The sequence below is a fragment of the Aeoliella sp. genome (genome assembly GCF_965227375.1).
GTDB lineage: Bacteria > Planctomycetota > Planctomycetia > Pirellulales > Lacipirellulaceae > Aeoliella.
Genome location: NZ_CBDDFX010000002.1, coordinates 4330728 through 4347401 on the forward strand (window position 1 = coordinate 4330728; position 16674 = coordinate 4347401).

Annotated in this window: 14 protein-coding genes; 1 reads left to right on the forward strand and 13 read right to left on the reverse strand. The window is 61.3% G+C overall.

Going from position 1 to position 16674, the window contains the following annotated elements:
• Window positions 1–38: 38 nt before the first annotated feature.
• The 9 genes from ACQK2L_RS29915 to ACQK2L_RS29955 all read right to left on the reverse strand — a co-directional run bounded on the left by ACQK2L_RS29915 (window position 39) and on the right by ACQK2L_RS29955 (window position 8619).
• A complete protein-coding gene (locus ACQK2L_RS29915; protein ID WP_425400722.1) occupies window positions 39–1352 on the reverse strand; it encodes a formylglycine-generating enzyme family protein in 1314 nt (437 codons plus the stop codon).
• Between the two features lie 42 nt (window positions 1353–1394).
• Window positions 1395–1859, reverse strand: coding sequence for a hypothetical protein (locus tag ACQK2L_RS29920; RefSeq protein ID WP_425400723.1), 465 nt, complete (start codon window positions 1857–1859; stop codon window positions 1395–1397).
• Between the two features lie 243 nt (window positions 1860–2102).
• Window positions 2103–3221: a glutamine-hydrolyzing carbamoyl-phosphate synthase small subunit gene (gene carA / locus ACQK2L_RS29925; protein WP_425400724.1), complete on the reverse strand. Its 1119-nt coding sequence runs from the start codon at window positions 3219–3221 to the stop codon at window positions 2103–2105.
• Between the two features lie 72 nt (window positions 3222–3293).
• A complete protein-coding gene (locus ACQK2L_RS29930; RefSeq protein ID WP_425400725.1) occupies window positions 3294–3959 on the reverse strand; it encodes a hypothetical protein in 666 nt (221 codons plus the stop codon).
• Between the two features lie 163 nt (window positions 3960–4122).
• Window positions 4123–4452: a hypothetical protein gene (locus ACQK2L_RS29935; RefSeq protein WP_425400726.1), complete on the reverse strand. Its 330-nt coding sequence runs from the start codon at window positions 4450–4452 to the stop codon at window positions 4123–4125.
• A gap of 320 nt (window positions 4453–4772) precedes the next feature.
• Window positions 4773–5105, reverse strand: a complete 333-nt coding sequence (locus tag ACQK2L_RS29940) for a hypothetical protein (RefSeq protein WP_425400727.1) — start codon at window positions 5103–5105, stop codon at window positions 4773–4775.
• An 8-nt stretch (window positions 5106–5113) separates the two neighbouring features.
• Complete coding sequence (locus ACQK2L_RS29945; RefSeq protein ID WP_425400728.1) at window positions 5114–6340, reverse strand: aminotransferase class I/II-fold pyridoxal phosphate-dependent enzyme; 1227 nt, start codon at window positions 6338–6340, stop codon at window positions 5114–5116.
• Between the two features lie 359 nt (window positions 6341–6699).
• Window positions 6700–8265, reverse strand: a complete 1566-nt coding sequence (locus ACQK2L_RS29950; RefSeq protein WP_425400729.1) for a PQQ-dependent sugar dehydrogenase — start codon at window positions 8263–8265, stop codon at window positions 6700–6702.
• Between the two features lie 93 nt (window positions 8266–8358).
• Window positions 8359–8619: a hypothetical protein gene (locus ACQK2L_RS29955; protein ID WP_425400730.1), complete on the reverse strand. Its 261-nt coding sequence runs from the start codon at window positions 8617–8619 to the stop codon at window positions 8359–8361.
• A 190-nt stretch (window positions 8620–8809) separates the two neighbouring features.
• On the opposite strand from ACQK2L_RS29955, the gene ACQK2L_RS29960 reads away from it, so the two are divergent.
• The gene (locus tag ACQK2L_RS29960) at window positions 8810–9826 is read left to right on the forward strand and encodes a sialidase family protein (RefSeq protein WP_425400731.1); all 1017 of its coding nucleotides are present in this window, start codon (window positions 8810–8812) and stop codon (window positions 9824–9826) included.
• A gap of 219 nt (window positions 9827–10045) precedes the next feature.
• Here the strand turns inward: ACQK2L_RS29960 and aspS are convergent, their stop codons facing one another.
• The 4 genes from aspS to ACQK2L_RS29980 all read right to left on the reverse strand — a co-directional run bounded on the left by aspS (window position 10046) and on the right by ACQK2L_RS29980 (window position 16652).
• Window positions 10046–11818 carry an aspartate--tRNA ligase gene (gene aspS / locus ACQK2L_RS29965; RefSeq protein ID WP_425400732.1) on the reverse strand — a complete coding sequence of 591 codons (1773 nt, stop codon included), beginning with the start codon at window positions 11816–11818 and terminating at the stop codon, window positions 10046–10048.
• Window positions 11819–11925: 107 nt separating this feature from the next.
• Complete coding sequence (locus tag ACQK2L_RS29970; protein ID WP_425400733.1) at window positions 11926–12969, reverse strand: NAD-dependent epimerase/dehydratase family protein; 1044 nt, start codon at window positions 12967–12969, stop codon at window positions 11926–11928.
• Window positions 12970–13094: 125 nt separating this feature from the next.
• On the reverse strand, window positions 13095–14807 hold the full coding sequence (locus tag ACQK2L_RS29975) for a fatty acid CoA ligase family protein (protein ID WP_425400734.1): 1713 nt from the start codon (window positions 14805–14807) through the stop codon (window positions 13095–13097).
• Between the two features lie 105 nt (window positions 14808–14912).
• The gene (locus ACQK2L_RS29980; RefSeq protein WP_425400735.1) at window positions 14913–16652 is read right to left on the reverse strand and encodes a flotillin family protein; all 1740 of its coding nucleotides are present in this window, start codon (window positions 16650–16652) and stop codon (window positions 14913–14915) included.
• Window positions 16653–16674 lie beyond the last annotated feature (22 nt).

Consider the following 16674-nt stretch of genomic DNA (forward strand, 5'->3'; position numbering starts at 1 on the left):
AGGCCTGATGTAATTTGCAGATGATTGTTACTCGTTGGCTATTCTTCGGCTTCTGGTGCTGACTCGGCGTCGGCCAGTTCCTGGTCGGCGATCACGTCGAACGAGAGCGCCAGGCGGAAGCCGATGTTGTTGCGACGCGCCAGCGGCCGCTCGCCGCTTCGGAAGTGGCACGTGGCTTGATTCTCGAAGTAAGTGTTGAACGCTCCGCCGTGCAGCACCTGCATCGAGTGACCATCGTTCGAACTGGCCGCGTCGCGGCTGGTTGCGTCGAGCGACGAGGAGGTCCACTCCCACACGTTGCCGATCAGTTGGTACACGCTGCCCAACGACGCACCGAGTTCGAACGAGTCGACCGGCACCGGGCCACGACCACCACTGGCCCACAGCGCGGCGCGACGCGACTCGAACGTGTCGCCCCACGGATAACGCCGCTGCGAGACACGCCCGGGCGAGGTCTCCACCGGCCACGCACCAGCCTTGGTCCACTCGGCGTCGGTGGGAAGTCGCTTGCCGACCCAGCGAGCGTAGGCGCAAGCTTCGTACCAACTGATGCCGACCACCGGAAGGCGTTCGGAACCTTCAGGCATCTGGCCATCGTGCCAACTTGCCGGCGCTGGGATGCCGGTGCGGTCGACGAACTCGAACAGTGCAGGCAGGGCCTCCTCGGGCCACAGGTGGAATTGCTCGTAGCCGCAGTCGTCGACAAAGTGTTGGAACTGTTCGTTGGTGACGCAGAACCGGTCGAGGTAGCAACCATCGATGTGCACCAGCCCGGCGCAGTCGGCCGCCACAGGCGAACTGCCCCAGGTGGCCCGCTCGGCGTACTCGCCCACCAGCACCCGACCGGCGGGCACCACCGACATCAGGTCGTCCAACTCCGCCAGCACTTCGGCCAGCTCTTCGTCGGCCAACTGCGAAGCGGTCTCATTCCGCAGCAGCAGTGCGTATCGCCCCTGCGAGATCATGGTTTGCACCAGATCGGAAGTGGCGGTCTGCTTCCGCTTCGCCTGCCGAGCACGGTGCTCGGCAGGACTTTCGGGGCGGGGTGATTCGGGGGACTCCGACTCGGGATCGGGCGATTCCGGGTTGCGGCGACGTGTAATCTCGGCGCGCACCTGCGACGGCAACACCGTCCCGCGGCGCGAGGCCACCAGACTGTGCACCTTGGCCGCGGCCGCCGCGCCGACACCGCGCCACAAGAAGCACAGCGCCACGGCGCCAACGGCCATCAGGCTGATGTTCTGGAACAACAGTCCCAGCAGAAAAGTACTGACGGCCGCCACCGGCAGTGCAATCGATAGCCATCGCCGCCACGATGGTACGAATGTGTCTTGTTGCAGCGTAGCTTGCATAGCAGTTTCGCAGAGAGAGGAGGGGTGGCTAGGAAGCCGCGGTTAGCGGGAACGACGGGCGGCTTGCTGCTGGCGCAGTTTCTGGAACTGCTTGGCCACGGCGCTAACCGCGGGATCGAGCAGTTCGACACCCGATTTCGTTTTGCTGTCGCGGCTGGGGTACTGCTCCGTATCGGTGACTGCCGCACTGGCTGCGACTACAGGATCTTCCACTTCGCTCAAGCGCTGTCGCAAGTCATCCAGTTCGGCCTTTGCTTGATCCAACTCGGCGGTCATCGCCACGTCGGTCGCTTGCTGTTTGACCAGCTCCTTGCGCCGCTCCTCCACTTCGGAGCGTTGCTGTTCGATTTCCTCCGCCTTCGACGTCAGTTGCTCTTCCCACTGCCTCAGCTCTTGCTCGTACGCCTGCAAACTCGCAAGCGAATCAGTGAGCTGCGCAGCATATTCCTCCTGTTCCTGGCTCCAGGCTTCCATGCACCTACGGATGATGTCGTCGGGCTCGGGCACGGGGTGACTCGCTGGGCACCTTCGGCATCTTACCGCCAACGCGGAATACACCGCGTACGCGATCCTGTGCGTGAGTGCCAAATTGGGAAAAGTAACTGCCGACTTCCGACCGCGGGAGCCAAGGAGACTCAGCCGGCGACGACAGGAGGGAAAAGGGCGTGCCCGGTTGTGGACTTTAAGCGCACAACAGACAACATCAGAAGACTAGGTCACGATTCGAGCGCTGGCAAATCGACTAGCCAATCACTTGCCCATCGATTCGTAAAATCGCTCGAACAAATAGTGACTATCGTGCGGACCGCTTGAGGCTTCGGGGTGGTATTGCACCGAAAATGCCGGAAGTTCACGATGTCGCACACCTTCGACGGTGCCATCGTTCAAGCTGCGGTGCGTCACTTCCAGTGCGTCGGGCAGCGTCGATTCGTCCACGGCGAAGCCATGGTTTTGGGAAGTGATCTCCACTTTTTCGGTCAGCAGGTCGTGCACCGGCTGGTTGGCTCCACGGTGACCGAACTTCATCTTGAACGTCTTCGCGCCGCACGCCAGCGACAGCAACTGGTGACCCAAGCAGATGCCGAACACCGGCTTCTGGCCCAACAGGTCGCGGATCGTGCCAATCGCGTACTCAATCGGCTCCGGGTCGCCAGGTCCGTTGGAAAGGAATACTCCGTCGGGATCGAGTTCAAGGATTTGCGCGGCGTTGTACCCACCTGGCACCACGGTTACCCGGCAGCCCATGTCGACCAGGTGGCGCGGGATGTTCCACTTCATGCCGAAGTCCATCGCCACGACGTGTGGACTATCGGCATTCGCCTCGCGAGTGTCCGACTCCAGCTTGGTCCACGTGCTCAGCGGCTCGCTCCACTGCTTGGCCTCGGTGGCGGCAACTTCCTGCACCAGATCGCGCCCCACCAGGCCGGGGCTCGCCTTGGCCTTGGCGACCAGGCTGGCGTCGTCCATGTCGACGGTCGACAGCACGCCCCGCATCGAGCCCTGCGAGCGTAGTCGCCGCACCAGCGCCCTGGTGTCGATCGACTCGATGGCCACGATACCGTGCTCTTCGAGGTACTCGCTTAGGCTCCGCTCGCAGCGAAAGTTGCTCTGCGTGCGGCTGTGCTCACGGACGATGAACCCGGCGAGATGCGGTTTGGCGCTCTCCACGTCTTCGGCATTTACGCCGTAATTGCCGATCTGCGGGTACGTCATCGTGACGATCTGCCCGCGATAGCTCGGGTCGGTGAGAATCTCCTGATACCCGGTCATCGACGTGTTGAAGCACACTTCGCCGTCGACCTCCCCCTCGGCTCCAACCGAAGTGCCGGTGAAAACAGTTCCATCTTCGAGGGCGAGTTTAGCGGTCATCGTGGGAGGGGTCAGGATTCAGGGGTCGGGGGTCAGGGTTGTAGCAATGGTACGCGAGGTGGGGTTCGATCTTCAAGCCGCCCAATAGCCGCTGGAAGTACGCTGCCGCGCGACGAACACACTTCCGAGCGCCACCCCCAACAGCCCGAGCATGACGGAATTTCCCTCTGGCACTGCCGTGCCGTGAACAATGAGGGTGAAAGTTTCCAGCGAAACGGATGCGCTCTTCACGGTGAAATAGAGGTCTGGAACGCCCACGATGCTGCTACCCGCCAACTCCGCTCGGCCATCCAGTAAGAAGCTGTAGTCGATCGGCTCGTCGCCGCCGGGCAACAGTGATGGCGGGTCATAGACGACGGTCCCCCGCATCGACAATTCCGAACTGAAGTCCTCATCGCCCTCGCCGAGTTGCAGCGTGGTGTAGGCCAACTTCTCATTCCAAGCGGAATCAGTATCCCCTAGTCGCCACCACATGTGCATGCCGTGGTAACTCAGCTCGGGCCCCAAGCCTCCCAAGGCAACACGCTGGACAATTGACGGGCTGTATCCCCCCTCGACGATTAGCTGCACTTCATCTATCGAAGAGAAACCATGAGGAAACTCGACGGGGATCCCACTCCCACCCGATCCTACCAGATCCTTCAAGTCAAGCGCGAACATCTCTGCCCGCGCGGAGCCGCCCACAATGGTGACAGCAAGAAGAAGAACTACCGGGAATGTCCAACAACGCGAGTTCATGACTGCCTCTTCATCCGAACAACTGACTCCCACCTCCATCCTTATACTCCAGAGGTGTTAGACAGACAACGAGCACGACTACAATTTCCGAACAAACACCAGAACACTAGTGTATTCTGATTAGTTTCATGCTCCAAGGGATTTACGCCTTCCTCGAAAGTCCTCACGTGTAGATCGTTGTATTCAGCGGAAATCTTGGCACCTCCTCTGGACCTCTCTTCACAATCCGCAGGTCGAGCGTTGCTTCCGCGCCTAAATCCCCCTCGTCGTGCTGCACGAGAACGACGTGTCCGAGGGGGTAAGTCCATCCAGCAAAACAAAGTACTTTTCCTTTGCTGAACCCTGCGCCAACATACCTGCCTTCGAAGCTCGACTCGCCAAGTTCTCGTGCAACGACCATTCGATTGAATTCGAAACGTGCATTGAAGGATGCAAGTGTCAAGCTCGATACGGCCTCCCATTCTGGGTCAATATGCCCACTCGTGTTGAGCATGCTGATCCCACATGCCGCGTAGCAGTCGAGGCCCTCAAAGCAAACCACGATCCGGTACCATGGCTCACCTCGACAAACCTCAAAAGCCTCCTCGGGCCAGTGCTCTTCTCGCGATGGGTTCCACCCCAGCTTCTCGCACGCGTGGAAGTACGACTCCACGCCAGGTTCCACCTCGCACAGTTGGCGAAACCCTCGGACGATCTCGGTTGGGATGATTCGATCGGACAGTTTTGGTTACCCTTCCGGATTGTCCAGTATCTCCTTCAACCGCTCGGCCAACTTCGCGTCGAACCGAGATTCCCAATAGCCAATGTGCCAACTCAATCCAGGCCAAACCAAGTCTCAATGACTTCCTTCAACTCGCCAAACTCATCGTCCTGCAATTCAAAGACGAATTCGACTTCTTCGTCCAATTCAAGCTTACTGGCCAATTCGGGGGCAAATCGCATGACCAATGAGGCCCTACTCATGGAAACAAAGTCAGGAGGCCCAGTTCCGGAGCGTACAGGCATCTCTCGCGAGCAATGATGATCTCCGTCCACCTTGAGCGACATTTCACCGTAGGTTTGATCACTCCAATTGAAGACGACCCAACCCTCGTGCTGGTCTAGATCAGCTACAACACCAACTCCTGTGGTGACGATTCGCTGCATGGTTCGAGTTACGCCTCGGCCGCCACTTCCTCCTTCGCCCACTCCTCTTCCGCTTCCTTCAAGCACTGCTTGATCTGCCGCACTGCTTGCTTCAGGCGGTTTTCGTTTTCTACCAGGCTCATCCGCAGGTAGCCTTCGCCGGCGGGGCCGAAGCCGCTGCCGGGGCTCACTGCGACGTTGCCCTTCTCCAGCAGCATCATGGCGAAGTCCATCGTGCTCATCCGGCTCTTCCAGGGCTCGGGCACCGGTTGCCAGACGAACATGCCAGCCTTCGGAACGTTCGATTCCCAGCCCATTCGCGCCAGGCCATCGCACAGGGTGTCGCGGCGGCTTTGGTAGATTTGCGATTGCTCCTCCACGGCCGCGTCGGTGTGACGCAGCGCGACGATCGCCGCGATTTGGATCGCCTGGAACATGCCGTAGTCGTAGTAGCCCTTGATGGTGCCCAGGGCGTTGATCATCTCGCGGTTGCCGCAACAGTAGCCCACCCGCCAGCCGGCCATGTTGTAGCCTTTGCTCATGGTGGTGAACTCCACGCCCACGTCGCTCGCTCCCTTCGAAGCCAGGAAACTCGGCGGGTGGTAACCGTCGAATGCCACGTCGGCGTAGGCGAAGTCGCTGATCACCATCAGCCCGTACTTCTTGGCCAGCTTCACCACCTCGTCGTAGAACGCCTGCTCCACCACTACGCTCGACGGGTTGTGGGGATAGCACAGGATCAGCAGCTTCGGCCGCGGGTACAGCGTCTCGCAAGTGTAGGCGATGTCGCTGAGGAACTTCTCGCTGTCGGTCACCGGCAGCGTGATCACGTTGCCCGAGGCCAATGCCACCCCGTACACGTGCACCGGAAAGTAGGGCGCGGGCACGATGGCCGTGTCGCCGGGGCCCATCATCGCCAGGCACATGTGGCTGAAGCCCTCTTTCGAGCCAAGGCAAACCATCACCTCGTCCGTGGGGTCGAGACGCACGCCATACTTCTTGAAGTACTTGGCCCCCACCTCGCGGCGGAGGTTCGCGATACCGTTCGACTTGCTGTAGCGATGGTTCCGCGGATCGCGGGCAGCTTCCACCAGCTTCTCGATCACCAGCTCCTGCGGCGGATCGCTGGGATTGCCCATGCCGAGCTCGATCACGTCGTCGCCGGCCGTGCGTTTGTCGTAGATCATCTTGTTGATCCGACCAAACAGGTACGGTGGCAATCGCGTCACACGCTGGGCAACTTGAATTTGGGACATCACACGCGGAAGGGGTCAGGATTCGGGATTCAGGGGTCAGATTCGAGGGACCAAAAACCGCTCGGATCGGTTCGCTATTAGCCGACGAGCTACAACGCCATCGGAGCTTCGGGGAGTTTTGCCGCACTTCCGCGACAAAACCCTCCCTGCGACAAAACTCTGCGGCATTTCGTAAGTCCTTCTACTGCTGGAGCTTACAGTACTGGCTGGAGGTTTTGTCGCAGTTGCCACGTGACTCAAATCACAACGGGTGCGACAAAACCCCTGCTGCAGCGCGGAGGCTGCGGACAGCCCGCTCCGCAACTTTGGTTTTAGCCGACTGGGTGTAAGAATTCTATCGGGAAACGGCAAGTTCGCCGTCAATAGAGCGGCCGCCGCGCGGTGCGGTGAAGCGAGATGGCCGCACATGCCAGCAGCGCAGCGAACAGTGAATTCGGCTCCGGAACCTGCGCTGCCACCACTGGAGGCACGTAGCTGCTGGCCATCTGGCCGAAGTGATCTCTCCACACCACGTAGTCCGCGGCCGTGACCATGCCGCTGTTGTCGCCATCGGCGGGTAGGTCGGCCCCGGAGCTGCCCAGCGTGTTTCGCCACACGGTGTAGTCGGCCAGATTCACCGTTCCGTCGGCGTTGTAGTCCCCTGGCACGACCGCGTCGGTGTCGATCCGCCAGATGTTGTTGAAGGTGAGGATGTAGACATTCCCATTGGCGTCTTCGGCAAACGCGAGCGGCCCGCCAATCGTGTTACCGTCCATGCCGGGGAATAACTCGTCCTCGATCTGCTCGACCGATCCAACGGGATTGGCCGCGTCGAGACTCCAGAACGCGTCGGACTCGGGGAAAACATCGCCGAACAGATAACGCCCTTGAACTTCCGGATCGGGGCCACGGTACACCACGCCGCCGATCACTGAGACCCCACGAAACCCTTCTGGCGAGTAGGGCTGTCCGTTGTGCGAATAGTCGTACACCGGGTCGACCACGTTCGCGCCGGGTGTGGCTTTCAGCGCATCGCAACTTGTGCCGCCGAGCAGCCCTTCGCAGGGCGACCATCCGAAGTTCTCTCCTCCCATGCTCCCCGCGCGAATCACGTCGATCTCCTCGCGATTCCCTTCGCCGACGTCGCCAATCCACAAGTCGCCCGTCAGTCGATCGAAGCTCGCGCGGTACGGGTTTCGCAACCCGTAGGCGAAGATCTCATCTTCGCCCGTTGTGTTTGCATACGGATTCGATGCGGGGATCGAGTAGTTGCGATTCGTCTCGGGAAAGTCGTCGCCATCCACGTTGATTCGCAACACTTTGCCAAGCAGCGAACCCTCCAGCACTTGTGCTGGTTGATCCGGCGAGTTGGGCTCGTGCCCGCCATCGCCGAGCGTGATGTACAAATTCGATCGATCGGCGCCGGTCGCCGTGGGATCGAAGCCAATCCAGCCGCCGTTGTGATTGGCGAACGGCTGCGGCACTTCCAGCACGGTGGTCGGCGTCGGATCGGCCACGCCGGGCGTGGTGGACGACATCGTGTATTCGAGCACCGTGGACACGAACGGATCGAAGAACCCCGGATTCGCATCGCCCGGGTCGAGCGTCGCATGCACGTAGAACCTGCCGTTCGTTGCGAACTCCGGGTGGAACGCGAGTCCCAACAGTCCTCCTTCCAGCAGCTCATCCACCCCCGACACCTCCACCAGCGGCTGCGCGGCCCACTGGTTGGTCCGCAGGTCGAGCACATCGATCCGCCCGTTACGCTGAGCGACATACAAATGGTTGGGGTTGTCCGGCGCGTGAGTGGCCGACAAGGGCGCGGAACTGGTGGACGCCAGATACGAGACACCAGAAATGGCCGCCCGAGCGTTTGCAGCTGGCAGCAAGATCGCAACTAGCAAGGTACCGGAACACAGCCAGCCGGGGCTACGGTGGTTCATCATTCGATCATGGTCAAGACGTTGCCCCGTCGAGCTTCATGCTAGTTGGCGGGTTTTGGAGCGTCAACGAAATTGCGGTAATGCTCACACGCCTGGCTAGGCCGAGTGTGTCTCCAGTTCGTAAGCGTCCCGCAGCTTCTCGATCGCCTCGGTGTTTCGCTCCTTCGAGGTGGCCACGCCGCCGTAGTTGATCTTCAGGCTACCCGCCTTGCTGGAGCGTTCCTGCGTGGCGACCACGCGGAACTCGCCGCCAAACTGCTGAATCTCCCGTCCGTGCTTGGTGCAGAGCCGCGTGTCCGCCAGGGCCTCCGCTCGCTCGGCCTCAATCTCCTGCTTACAGATCTCACAAAATCGCATGTCACCTCCTGGTTTTAGAGACAGCGCACAAAAAAAGCCCGCCGAGGTTTTCGGCTGGCTTCGTCGATCTATTGGGAGTATCGGCTCGAGGACGCCGGAAGTCAAGATGAAAAGCCAAACTGGATGCAGTACAATCGCATTCACCGCGACCCTACCCCCGGCCCATCGAATCCCCTCCTGAGGCCCTCCCATGAAGTATCTTGCATGCGGCGCCGCGTGTCTGTTTGCTTTCTCCTGTCTAGCCATGGCCGACGAGCCGGGTGACCAACCGGTAACCTTGTCGCTGCTCGAAAGCACGCGAATCTGGGACCAGGCCCCGCACAATGCGTTCACCGACCTGGTCCAGTGGCGCGATCAGTACGTGTGTGCGTTCCGCGAAGGGCGTAAGCATGTATCGACCGACGGCGCGATTCGAGTGCTCACCTCGCCCGACGGGAAAGAGTGGCAGCCGGCCGCGCGACTCGAACTCCCAGGCTACGACCTCCGCGACGCCAGCTTGTCGGTCATGCCCGACGGCCGGCTAATGGTGCTCGGCGGCGCGGCTCCGCGCAAAGCCGATCATAAAGGGGCGCCGACCGGAACATTCACCGCCACGGCCACCGATATCGACCAATGGACAACACCGGAGATCATCGTCGAACCAGGCCGCTGGCTGTGGCGCGTCACTTGGCAGGGCGACGTCGCCTGGGGCGTGGCGTACGCCAAGCAGGAGGGCCGCCCATATACCAGTCTGTTGAAGCTACGCGGTAGCAACGACGTCGCGACGCACGTCGCCGACATGTTTGGCGAAGGCTACCCCACCGAAGCGACGATTCGCTTCGCCCCCGACGGAACGATGCTCTGTTTGCAGCGCCGCGACGGTGAGCCCGGCAAGCGCTCCGCGCATCTCGGCGTGAGCAGTGCGCCTTACACCGACTGGAAGTGGCACGACCTGGGCGAGTACCTTGGCGGCCCCAACTTCATCCGCACCGCCGAAGGCAACTGGCTGGCCGCCGGCCGAATGTTCATCGACGACGAGCCGCGCACCGTCGTCAGCCATCTCGACGTAGAGAACGCGAAGTTCACCAAACTCTCGATACTCCCCAGCGGCGGCGACTGCAGCTACCCCGGCCTGGTGCTCGACGGCGACCGCCTACTGGTGAGCTACTACTCGTCGCACGAGGGTAAAACCGCGATCTACATGGCAGAGCTGCGGTTGGAGGAGTAAGGTCCGTGAGGAACAATGGGGCGTAAGGGTGCCTGGGGACGAGCTCCGCGAGCCCCAGAGTTTGAAATACCGCGAAGCGGTTATGGCACTCAGCCCAGGGTTGCGGCTACGCCGCTACCCTGGGGGATTTGTGGTTGCACCTCATGTACCCAGCGTAGCGGCTAACGCCGCAACACTGGGCTGATAGACGAAACGCCTTCGGCGTAAACCGACGGGCGATTACAAATCCAATTTAATCCCCAACTCCCTCAGCTGCTTGGTGTCCACCGTGCCGGGGGCTTCGGTCATCAGGTCGGTGGCTTTCTGCGTTTTGGGGAAGGCGATTACGTCGCGGATGTTGTCCAGGCCGGCGAATAGCATTACCACCCGGTCGAGGCCCAGAGCCAAACCGCCGTGCGGCGGCGCGCCGTAGGCCAGCGCGTCCAACAGGAACCCGAAACGGTCGCGGGCGGTCTCTTCGTCGATGCCCAGCAGGCCGAATACCTTGCTCTGCGTCTCGGGGTCGTGAATACGAATGGTGCCGCCGCCCGCCTCGTGGCCGTTGATGATCAGGTCGTACGCCTTGGCGCGGCACTTGTGCGGGTCGCTCTCCAGCAGGTGCACGTCCTCGTCCTTCGGCGCGGTGAACGGGTGATGCGTGGCGAACCACCGCTTCTCGTCCTCGTCGTACTCGAACATGGGGAAGTCGACCACCCAACTGAAGTTCATTTCCTTCGGGTCGTACAGCTCCATTTCCTTGCCGATCTTGGTGCGCAGCGCGTGCAGCACTTGGCAAGTGGCTTGCCACGTGTCGGCCGAGAACAAGATCAAGTCGCCCGGCTCGGCGTCGAGGCGTTCGGCGAACTTCGCCAACAGCTCCTCGCCGAAGAATTTGGCGATTGTCGAACCGAGCTTGCCATCGTCCTCGCAGCGGAACCACGCCAGGCCCTTCGCCCCGTAGCCTTTGACGAACTCGGTCAGCCCGTCGATGCCGCGGCGGCTGTACGTTTCGGTGCCCTTCTTGGCGTTGATCGCGCGGACGAAGCCGCCGCCCTCGACCACGCTCTTGAACACACCAAAGTCACTCTCAGCCGCCAGGTCCGAGCAGTCGACCACCTCCATGCCAAACCGCAGGTCCGGCGCGTCGTGCCCGAACCGCCGCATCGCCTCTTCGTAGGTCATCCGCGGCAGCGGCAATTCGAGGTCGATGTCCAACACGTCCTTGGCCAGCTTCTGCATCAGTCCGTCGATCATGCCAATCACGTCGTCGGCGTCGACGAAGCTCATCTCCAAGTCGACCTGCGTGAACTCAGGCTGGCGGTCGGCTCGCAGGTCCTCGTCGCGGAAGCAGCGGGCGATCTGAACGTAGCGATCGTAGCCAGCGATCATTAAAATCTGTTTGTATAGCTGCGGCGACTGCGGCAGCGCATAGAAGCTGCCGTTGTGCACGCGGCTCGGCACCAGGTAGTCGCGTGCCCCTTCCGGAGTGCTGCGGCCCAGGATCGGCGTCTCGACGTCGATAAAGTGATGCTCTTCGAAGTAGTCGCGCATCCGCTTGGTGATCAAGTCGCGCAAGACCATCGTCTTTTGCATCGCCGGGCGGCGAAGGTCCAGATAACGATGCTTGAGTCGCAAGTCCTCACCCGGCAGTTCGGTGATTTTCTCCGAAGGCGACACGTCGGGCGTCTTCGATTTGTTGAGCACCTCGAGCTTCGTAGCGCTCACTTCAATCTTGCCGGTGCCCAGCTTGGGATTCTCCTGCCCCTCGGGACGCTCGTTCACGATGCCCGTCACCCGAATGACGTACTCCGCCCGCAGGTGCTTGCTCTGCTCGATCACGTCCTCGGGCGTTGCCGGCGGGCCGAACGACACCTGGGTCATGCCGTAGCGGTCGCGAAGGTCGACGAACAGTCCGCCACCATGGTCGCGGTAGGTATCGACCCAGCCACACAGGGTGACCTCTTTGCCGGTGTCGGAGGAGCGAAGTTCGCCGCAGGTATGAGAACGGAGCATTGGGGGAATCCGGAGTTCGGAAGGGGAGTTCGGTATATGCGGGCAGATTGCCGCGGGGAATTGAGCGTGGCCAAACTGGCGATTGTAGTTGGCGGTCGAATATCGGGCTAGGCGACCAGCTTTTTGCCGTGTTCCAGGCCCCCTGCGGCGATCCACTCGCCCAGCCGCTGCATGCCTTCGGCCGTCGACACGCGGGGCTCGTATCCCAGGTCTTTTCGGGCGGCCGAGATGTCGAAATAGTGGTCGGTGGCCAGTTGCAGGGCCACAAATCGCATCATCCGAGGCTCGGCGTCCCACCGGCGAGTGGCCCAATGGGCCGCCTCGAGCCCGGCGCCCACCCAGTAAGCGGCCCCGCGGGAGATGTGCTTCTCCACCGGCGGCAACTGGGCCAGAGCCAGGATCTCGTCGACCCACTGCCAGCAGTTCACCGGTTCTCCCTGGCTGAGGAAGTACGGTTTGCCAGCGACGGGGGTATCCGGCGACGCTAGTGCGTCGGCCGCCAACAGGTGGGCCTCCGCTGCATTCTCGACATAGATGCAGTCGACAAGGTTCGTTCCGGTGCCGACACGTCGAAGTTGCCCCGCGCGGGCTCGCGCGACCAATCGGGCCACCAGATGATGATCCCGCGGGCCCCACACCAAGTGTGGCCGCAAGGCACAGGTTCGCAGCACACGGTCGCCTTCGATCGCCTCGCCATTGGCGGCCAGCACCATTTGCTCGGCGATCGCCTTGGAATGCGGATAGTGCGACAGCCAGCGATCTGGGTACGGGGCCGACTCGTCGACGCCCTGTTGGTCCACGCCGGCGAACGTAACGCTGGGACTGCTGGTGAACACCAACCGCTCGACGCCCAACTGCTTGCAGGCGCTTAGCACGTTGAGCGTCCCGTGGATGTTCGAACGAAAATACTGAAACCACTTGCCCCACACACCCACCTTGCCGGCGGTGTGAATCACACAGTCCACGCCCTCGCAAGCCTTCGTCACCGTCGGCAGATCGGCCAGGTCGCCCCGAACCATCTCCACGCCCTGCCCGATGAGCTCCGGATACTCCCCACGCGCGAGCCCCCGCACCGAGTCGCCCCGAGCGATGAGCTGTTCGACAATGTACCGACCGAGGAAACCTCCCGGGCCGGTGACGAGGACACGCATTTAGGAACTTTGGATTGGAAAACGTGCTGGGATTCTGTACGCCCTAGCGGACGAGCTACGCCTCGTCGGATCTGAGGAACGCTAATCTACGCTAATCAGCACTTATCTGATAAGTGCCGAGCAAATCAGCGTTCCCGCTTCAACTGCTTCGCTGCCCATTTGGCTAACTCTTCGCGGTTGATTTTGGCGTTGTGACGGATGTCGGTGGGGAGTGGGCCGGCAGATCCATACACTTCGCCGAACGGGATCGGAGCAAGTCTATCAACTAGCCAACCCCTTAGATCGAGCACTAGGTCATCGACGTGGACTTCGCTCGACTTCATCGAGTCATAGTCGTCGTCCAAACGAATGGAGGACTCTGGTTCAATGACAACACAAGGTCGCTGCTCACCGCGCCGGCCTACTCCGACTAGAGCACTTCGAGTAACACCGCTTTGCGCATTCACCACCTGCTCCACGCACTCCGTATACAGCGTCCCCTCACTCGTCACCACGCGCTGACTCTTCCGCCCGCAGTACCAGAAGCGACCTTGCTCGTCGAGGTAGCCGACGTCGCCGATGCGATGCCATACGGAGTTGCCGTCAGCGATTTTCGCAAGCTCGTTATGCGTCGCGATGGTTTGAACCCTCGACTCCCGTCGAGGGCTGGGTGATAAATAAGTGCGCGAGACTTGTGGACCGCGAACAATCAACTCTCCGATTTGGCCTTGTGGCAGTTCTTCCGTTTCGTCAATCTTCGCGATCGGTTCGTCGGTAATCTTGATCACCCGCCATTCGATGCTGTCGACCTTGCGGCCGACGCACACGCCGGCGCCTTCGCGGGTCTTTTCGGCGGTTTCGGTGAGGATCTCTTGGGCTTCGATTGTCGAGACCGGCAGGCTTTCGGTCGCGCCGTAGGGGGTGTGTAGCTCCGCGTCGGGGCAGACGTGGGTGAGCGTCCGCTCGATCACCTCCGCGCCGACTGGCGCGCCGCAGCTGAAGACTTTCTTGAGCGTCGGGATCGAGTCGCCCGTCCCTTCGCAGTGGCGACTCAGCAGGTCCCACACCGCTGGCGAGGCGAACGACTGTGTGACCTGAAACTCATTAGCGGCAGCTAGCAGCTTCTTGGGGTCGGCGCTCGCGGGGCGGCTGAAGTCCATTTCCGGCAGCACGGTCGTAATGCCCATCGCTACGTTGAACAGCCCGAACAGCGGAAAGCAGGCGAGGTCCACCCCGCCGGGCTGCAGGCCGTACATCCGCTGAATCTCGGTGAGCTGCGTGCTGAACGTCTCGTGCCGATAGACCACGCCCTTCGGCGGTCCGGTGCTACCGCTGGTAAACACGATGGCCGCCGAATCGTCGGCCGTGGTGTGGGGGAGTTCGGCCGTGGAGTTCGCACCCAGCTCGTGCAACTTGGCGAGCGGCGTTCCCAGTGGCAACCACGTCGGGCCGACGTTCACGCTTAGCTTGGCCTGCGGGAACTGCTTGCGTTTCACCAGTCGCAAGGCGTGACCGATCGGAATCGCCACGAACCCCTCGGGCTCGGTCGACGCCAGGCAGCGGACGATGTTCTTACGGCCCAGGCCCGAGTCGACGAGCACCATCGTCGCCCCGCTACGCAAGAGAGCAAACACCAACGTCACGAACTCGATACTCGGTTTCACCAGCAGCGCGATCCGCGTGCCAGGCTCGACGCCGAGTTCGATGAGGCCGCGAGCGTAGATGTCGGCTTGCTGGTCCAGTTCCGCGCAAGTGATCGAGCGGCCTTGTCCCCACGCTTCAACGAGTGCCTTCCGCTCCGGCGCAGCGGTGGCCGCAGAGTGCAAGGCGTCGGCAACGTTCACGCGGGGCAATTCCATCGGCCCATTGTGTTCGGTCAAGCGCGACAATGGTAGGCACCAACGAAAAAGCCCCCACCGAGCTTGGTGGGGGCTTTGTTCAGGTTTCCAGTTCTTCTGGGTTGGTTACGCTCGTGGCGGCAACTCCTCTTCGTCGGGCCCCACATCGACCGTCGAAACCGCAGCTCCATTCGAGGCAACCGTAACCGGCTCCTCGCCACTTTTCTCGCCGGCCAACTTGGCCAACGCGTCGGGGATTTCGACGCCCCCGATGTCCTTCATCACTTGCAGCATCGGAGGCAGCGTGCCGGCCATGCCGTGCAGGAAGTCGGCCGTGCTGCTGCGGCCATTGCCGCCGCGGCCATTCTCCCACACCACGACCTTGTCGAACTTGATGTTGCTGATCGCCTTGGCGCTGGCCTCGGCCAGGTTGTCCAGGTGCTCCAGCATCATCAGCTGGAATGCTTCCTTGGCTCCGCCGCAGGCGCTAACGATCTGCTTCAGACCCTCGCCCTTCTTGGCCAGGATCTCGTACTGACCGCGGGCTTCGGCTTCCAGCTTGGCGTAGATGGCGGCCGCTTCGCCTTCGGCTTCCAGGCGGCGCTTTTCGGCTTCGGCTTCCGCTTCGACCACCACGCGGGCCTTCTCGGCCTTGGCCGGGGCTTCGAGCTCGGCTCGTTTCTCGGCTTCCACGCGTTCCGCATCCGCCATCGCCGCCTTGGCCATCGCGCGGTTCTGAATCTCGATCACCGCCGCCTCGGCTTCGCGTTTGCGGGCTTCACCCTTCTCGTAGGCTTCGGCCTTTTCTACCAGCAGCGTCGCTTGCGACTGGGCAATTTTACCCTCAGCAATGTTCTCGCCGTCCACGGCTGCCGCGTTGGCGTCGGCCACCGCGATACGCTTTTCCTGGTCGGCCTGCTTCACCTGCACTTCGCGCTGGAACTCGGCAGTGCGTTCACCAACGGTCTGTTCCTTGAGCATGTTGGCCACTTGCACTGCACGATCGCGCTCGGCCGCTTTCTCGCCGATGGTCTGCTCCTTCTCCAGCTCAGCGATACGCACAGATTGCTCCCGCAAAGCTTCGCGGGTACCGATCTCACGCAGCTTCTGGGCGTTGGCCACCTCGACGTCCTTCTCACGATCGGCGTTGGCGACGCGGATTTCACCCTTCTTCTGCTCGTCGGCCACATCACCACGCGCCTGCTGAATCGCTTCGCTGGCGGCCTTCTGGCCAATCGCATCGATGTAGCCCGACTCGTCGGTGATGTCGGTGATGTTCACGTTGATCAGCACCAGGCCAATCTTCTTGAGTTCCGGCTCGACTGACTGCTGAATGTGCGTGAGGAACGCATCGCGGTCGCGATTGATGTCCTCAATCGGCATCGATGCGACTACCTGACGGAGCTGACCAAAGATGATTTCTTCGGCTTGTTGGCGAATCTCCTGAGTGGAGAGGCCGAGCAAGCGGACAGCCGCCTGGTTCATTACGGAGGCTTCTGTTCCAACGGCCACCGTGAAGACGCTAGGCACGTTCACGCGGATGTTCTCGATGGAGAGCGCCCCGCGAAGCGGAATCTCGATCTGAATCGGTTCGAGGCTCAAGTACTCATACGACTGGATCACGGGCAAGACGAACGAGCCTCCGCCGTGAATGGTTTTGGAAGTTCGACCTTCGCCACCGGTTCTGGCACCATAGACAACCAAGACCTGGTTGCTAGCACAGCGCTTGTAGAACATCTTCGTCACACTTGCGAAGAAGATGATGATCGCTACGAACAGACAGAAGCCGGCGAATACCCAGACAAAGGTAGGGACATCGCCCAATTCAACGGCAATGACTGGCGTGGAGAGTAGTTTCGCATACATGTGTAGAATCCCCTTTTATGGT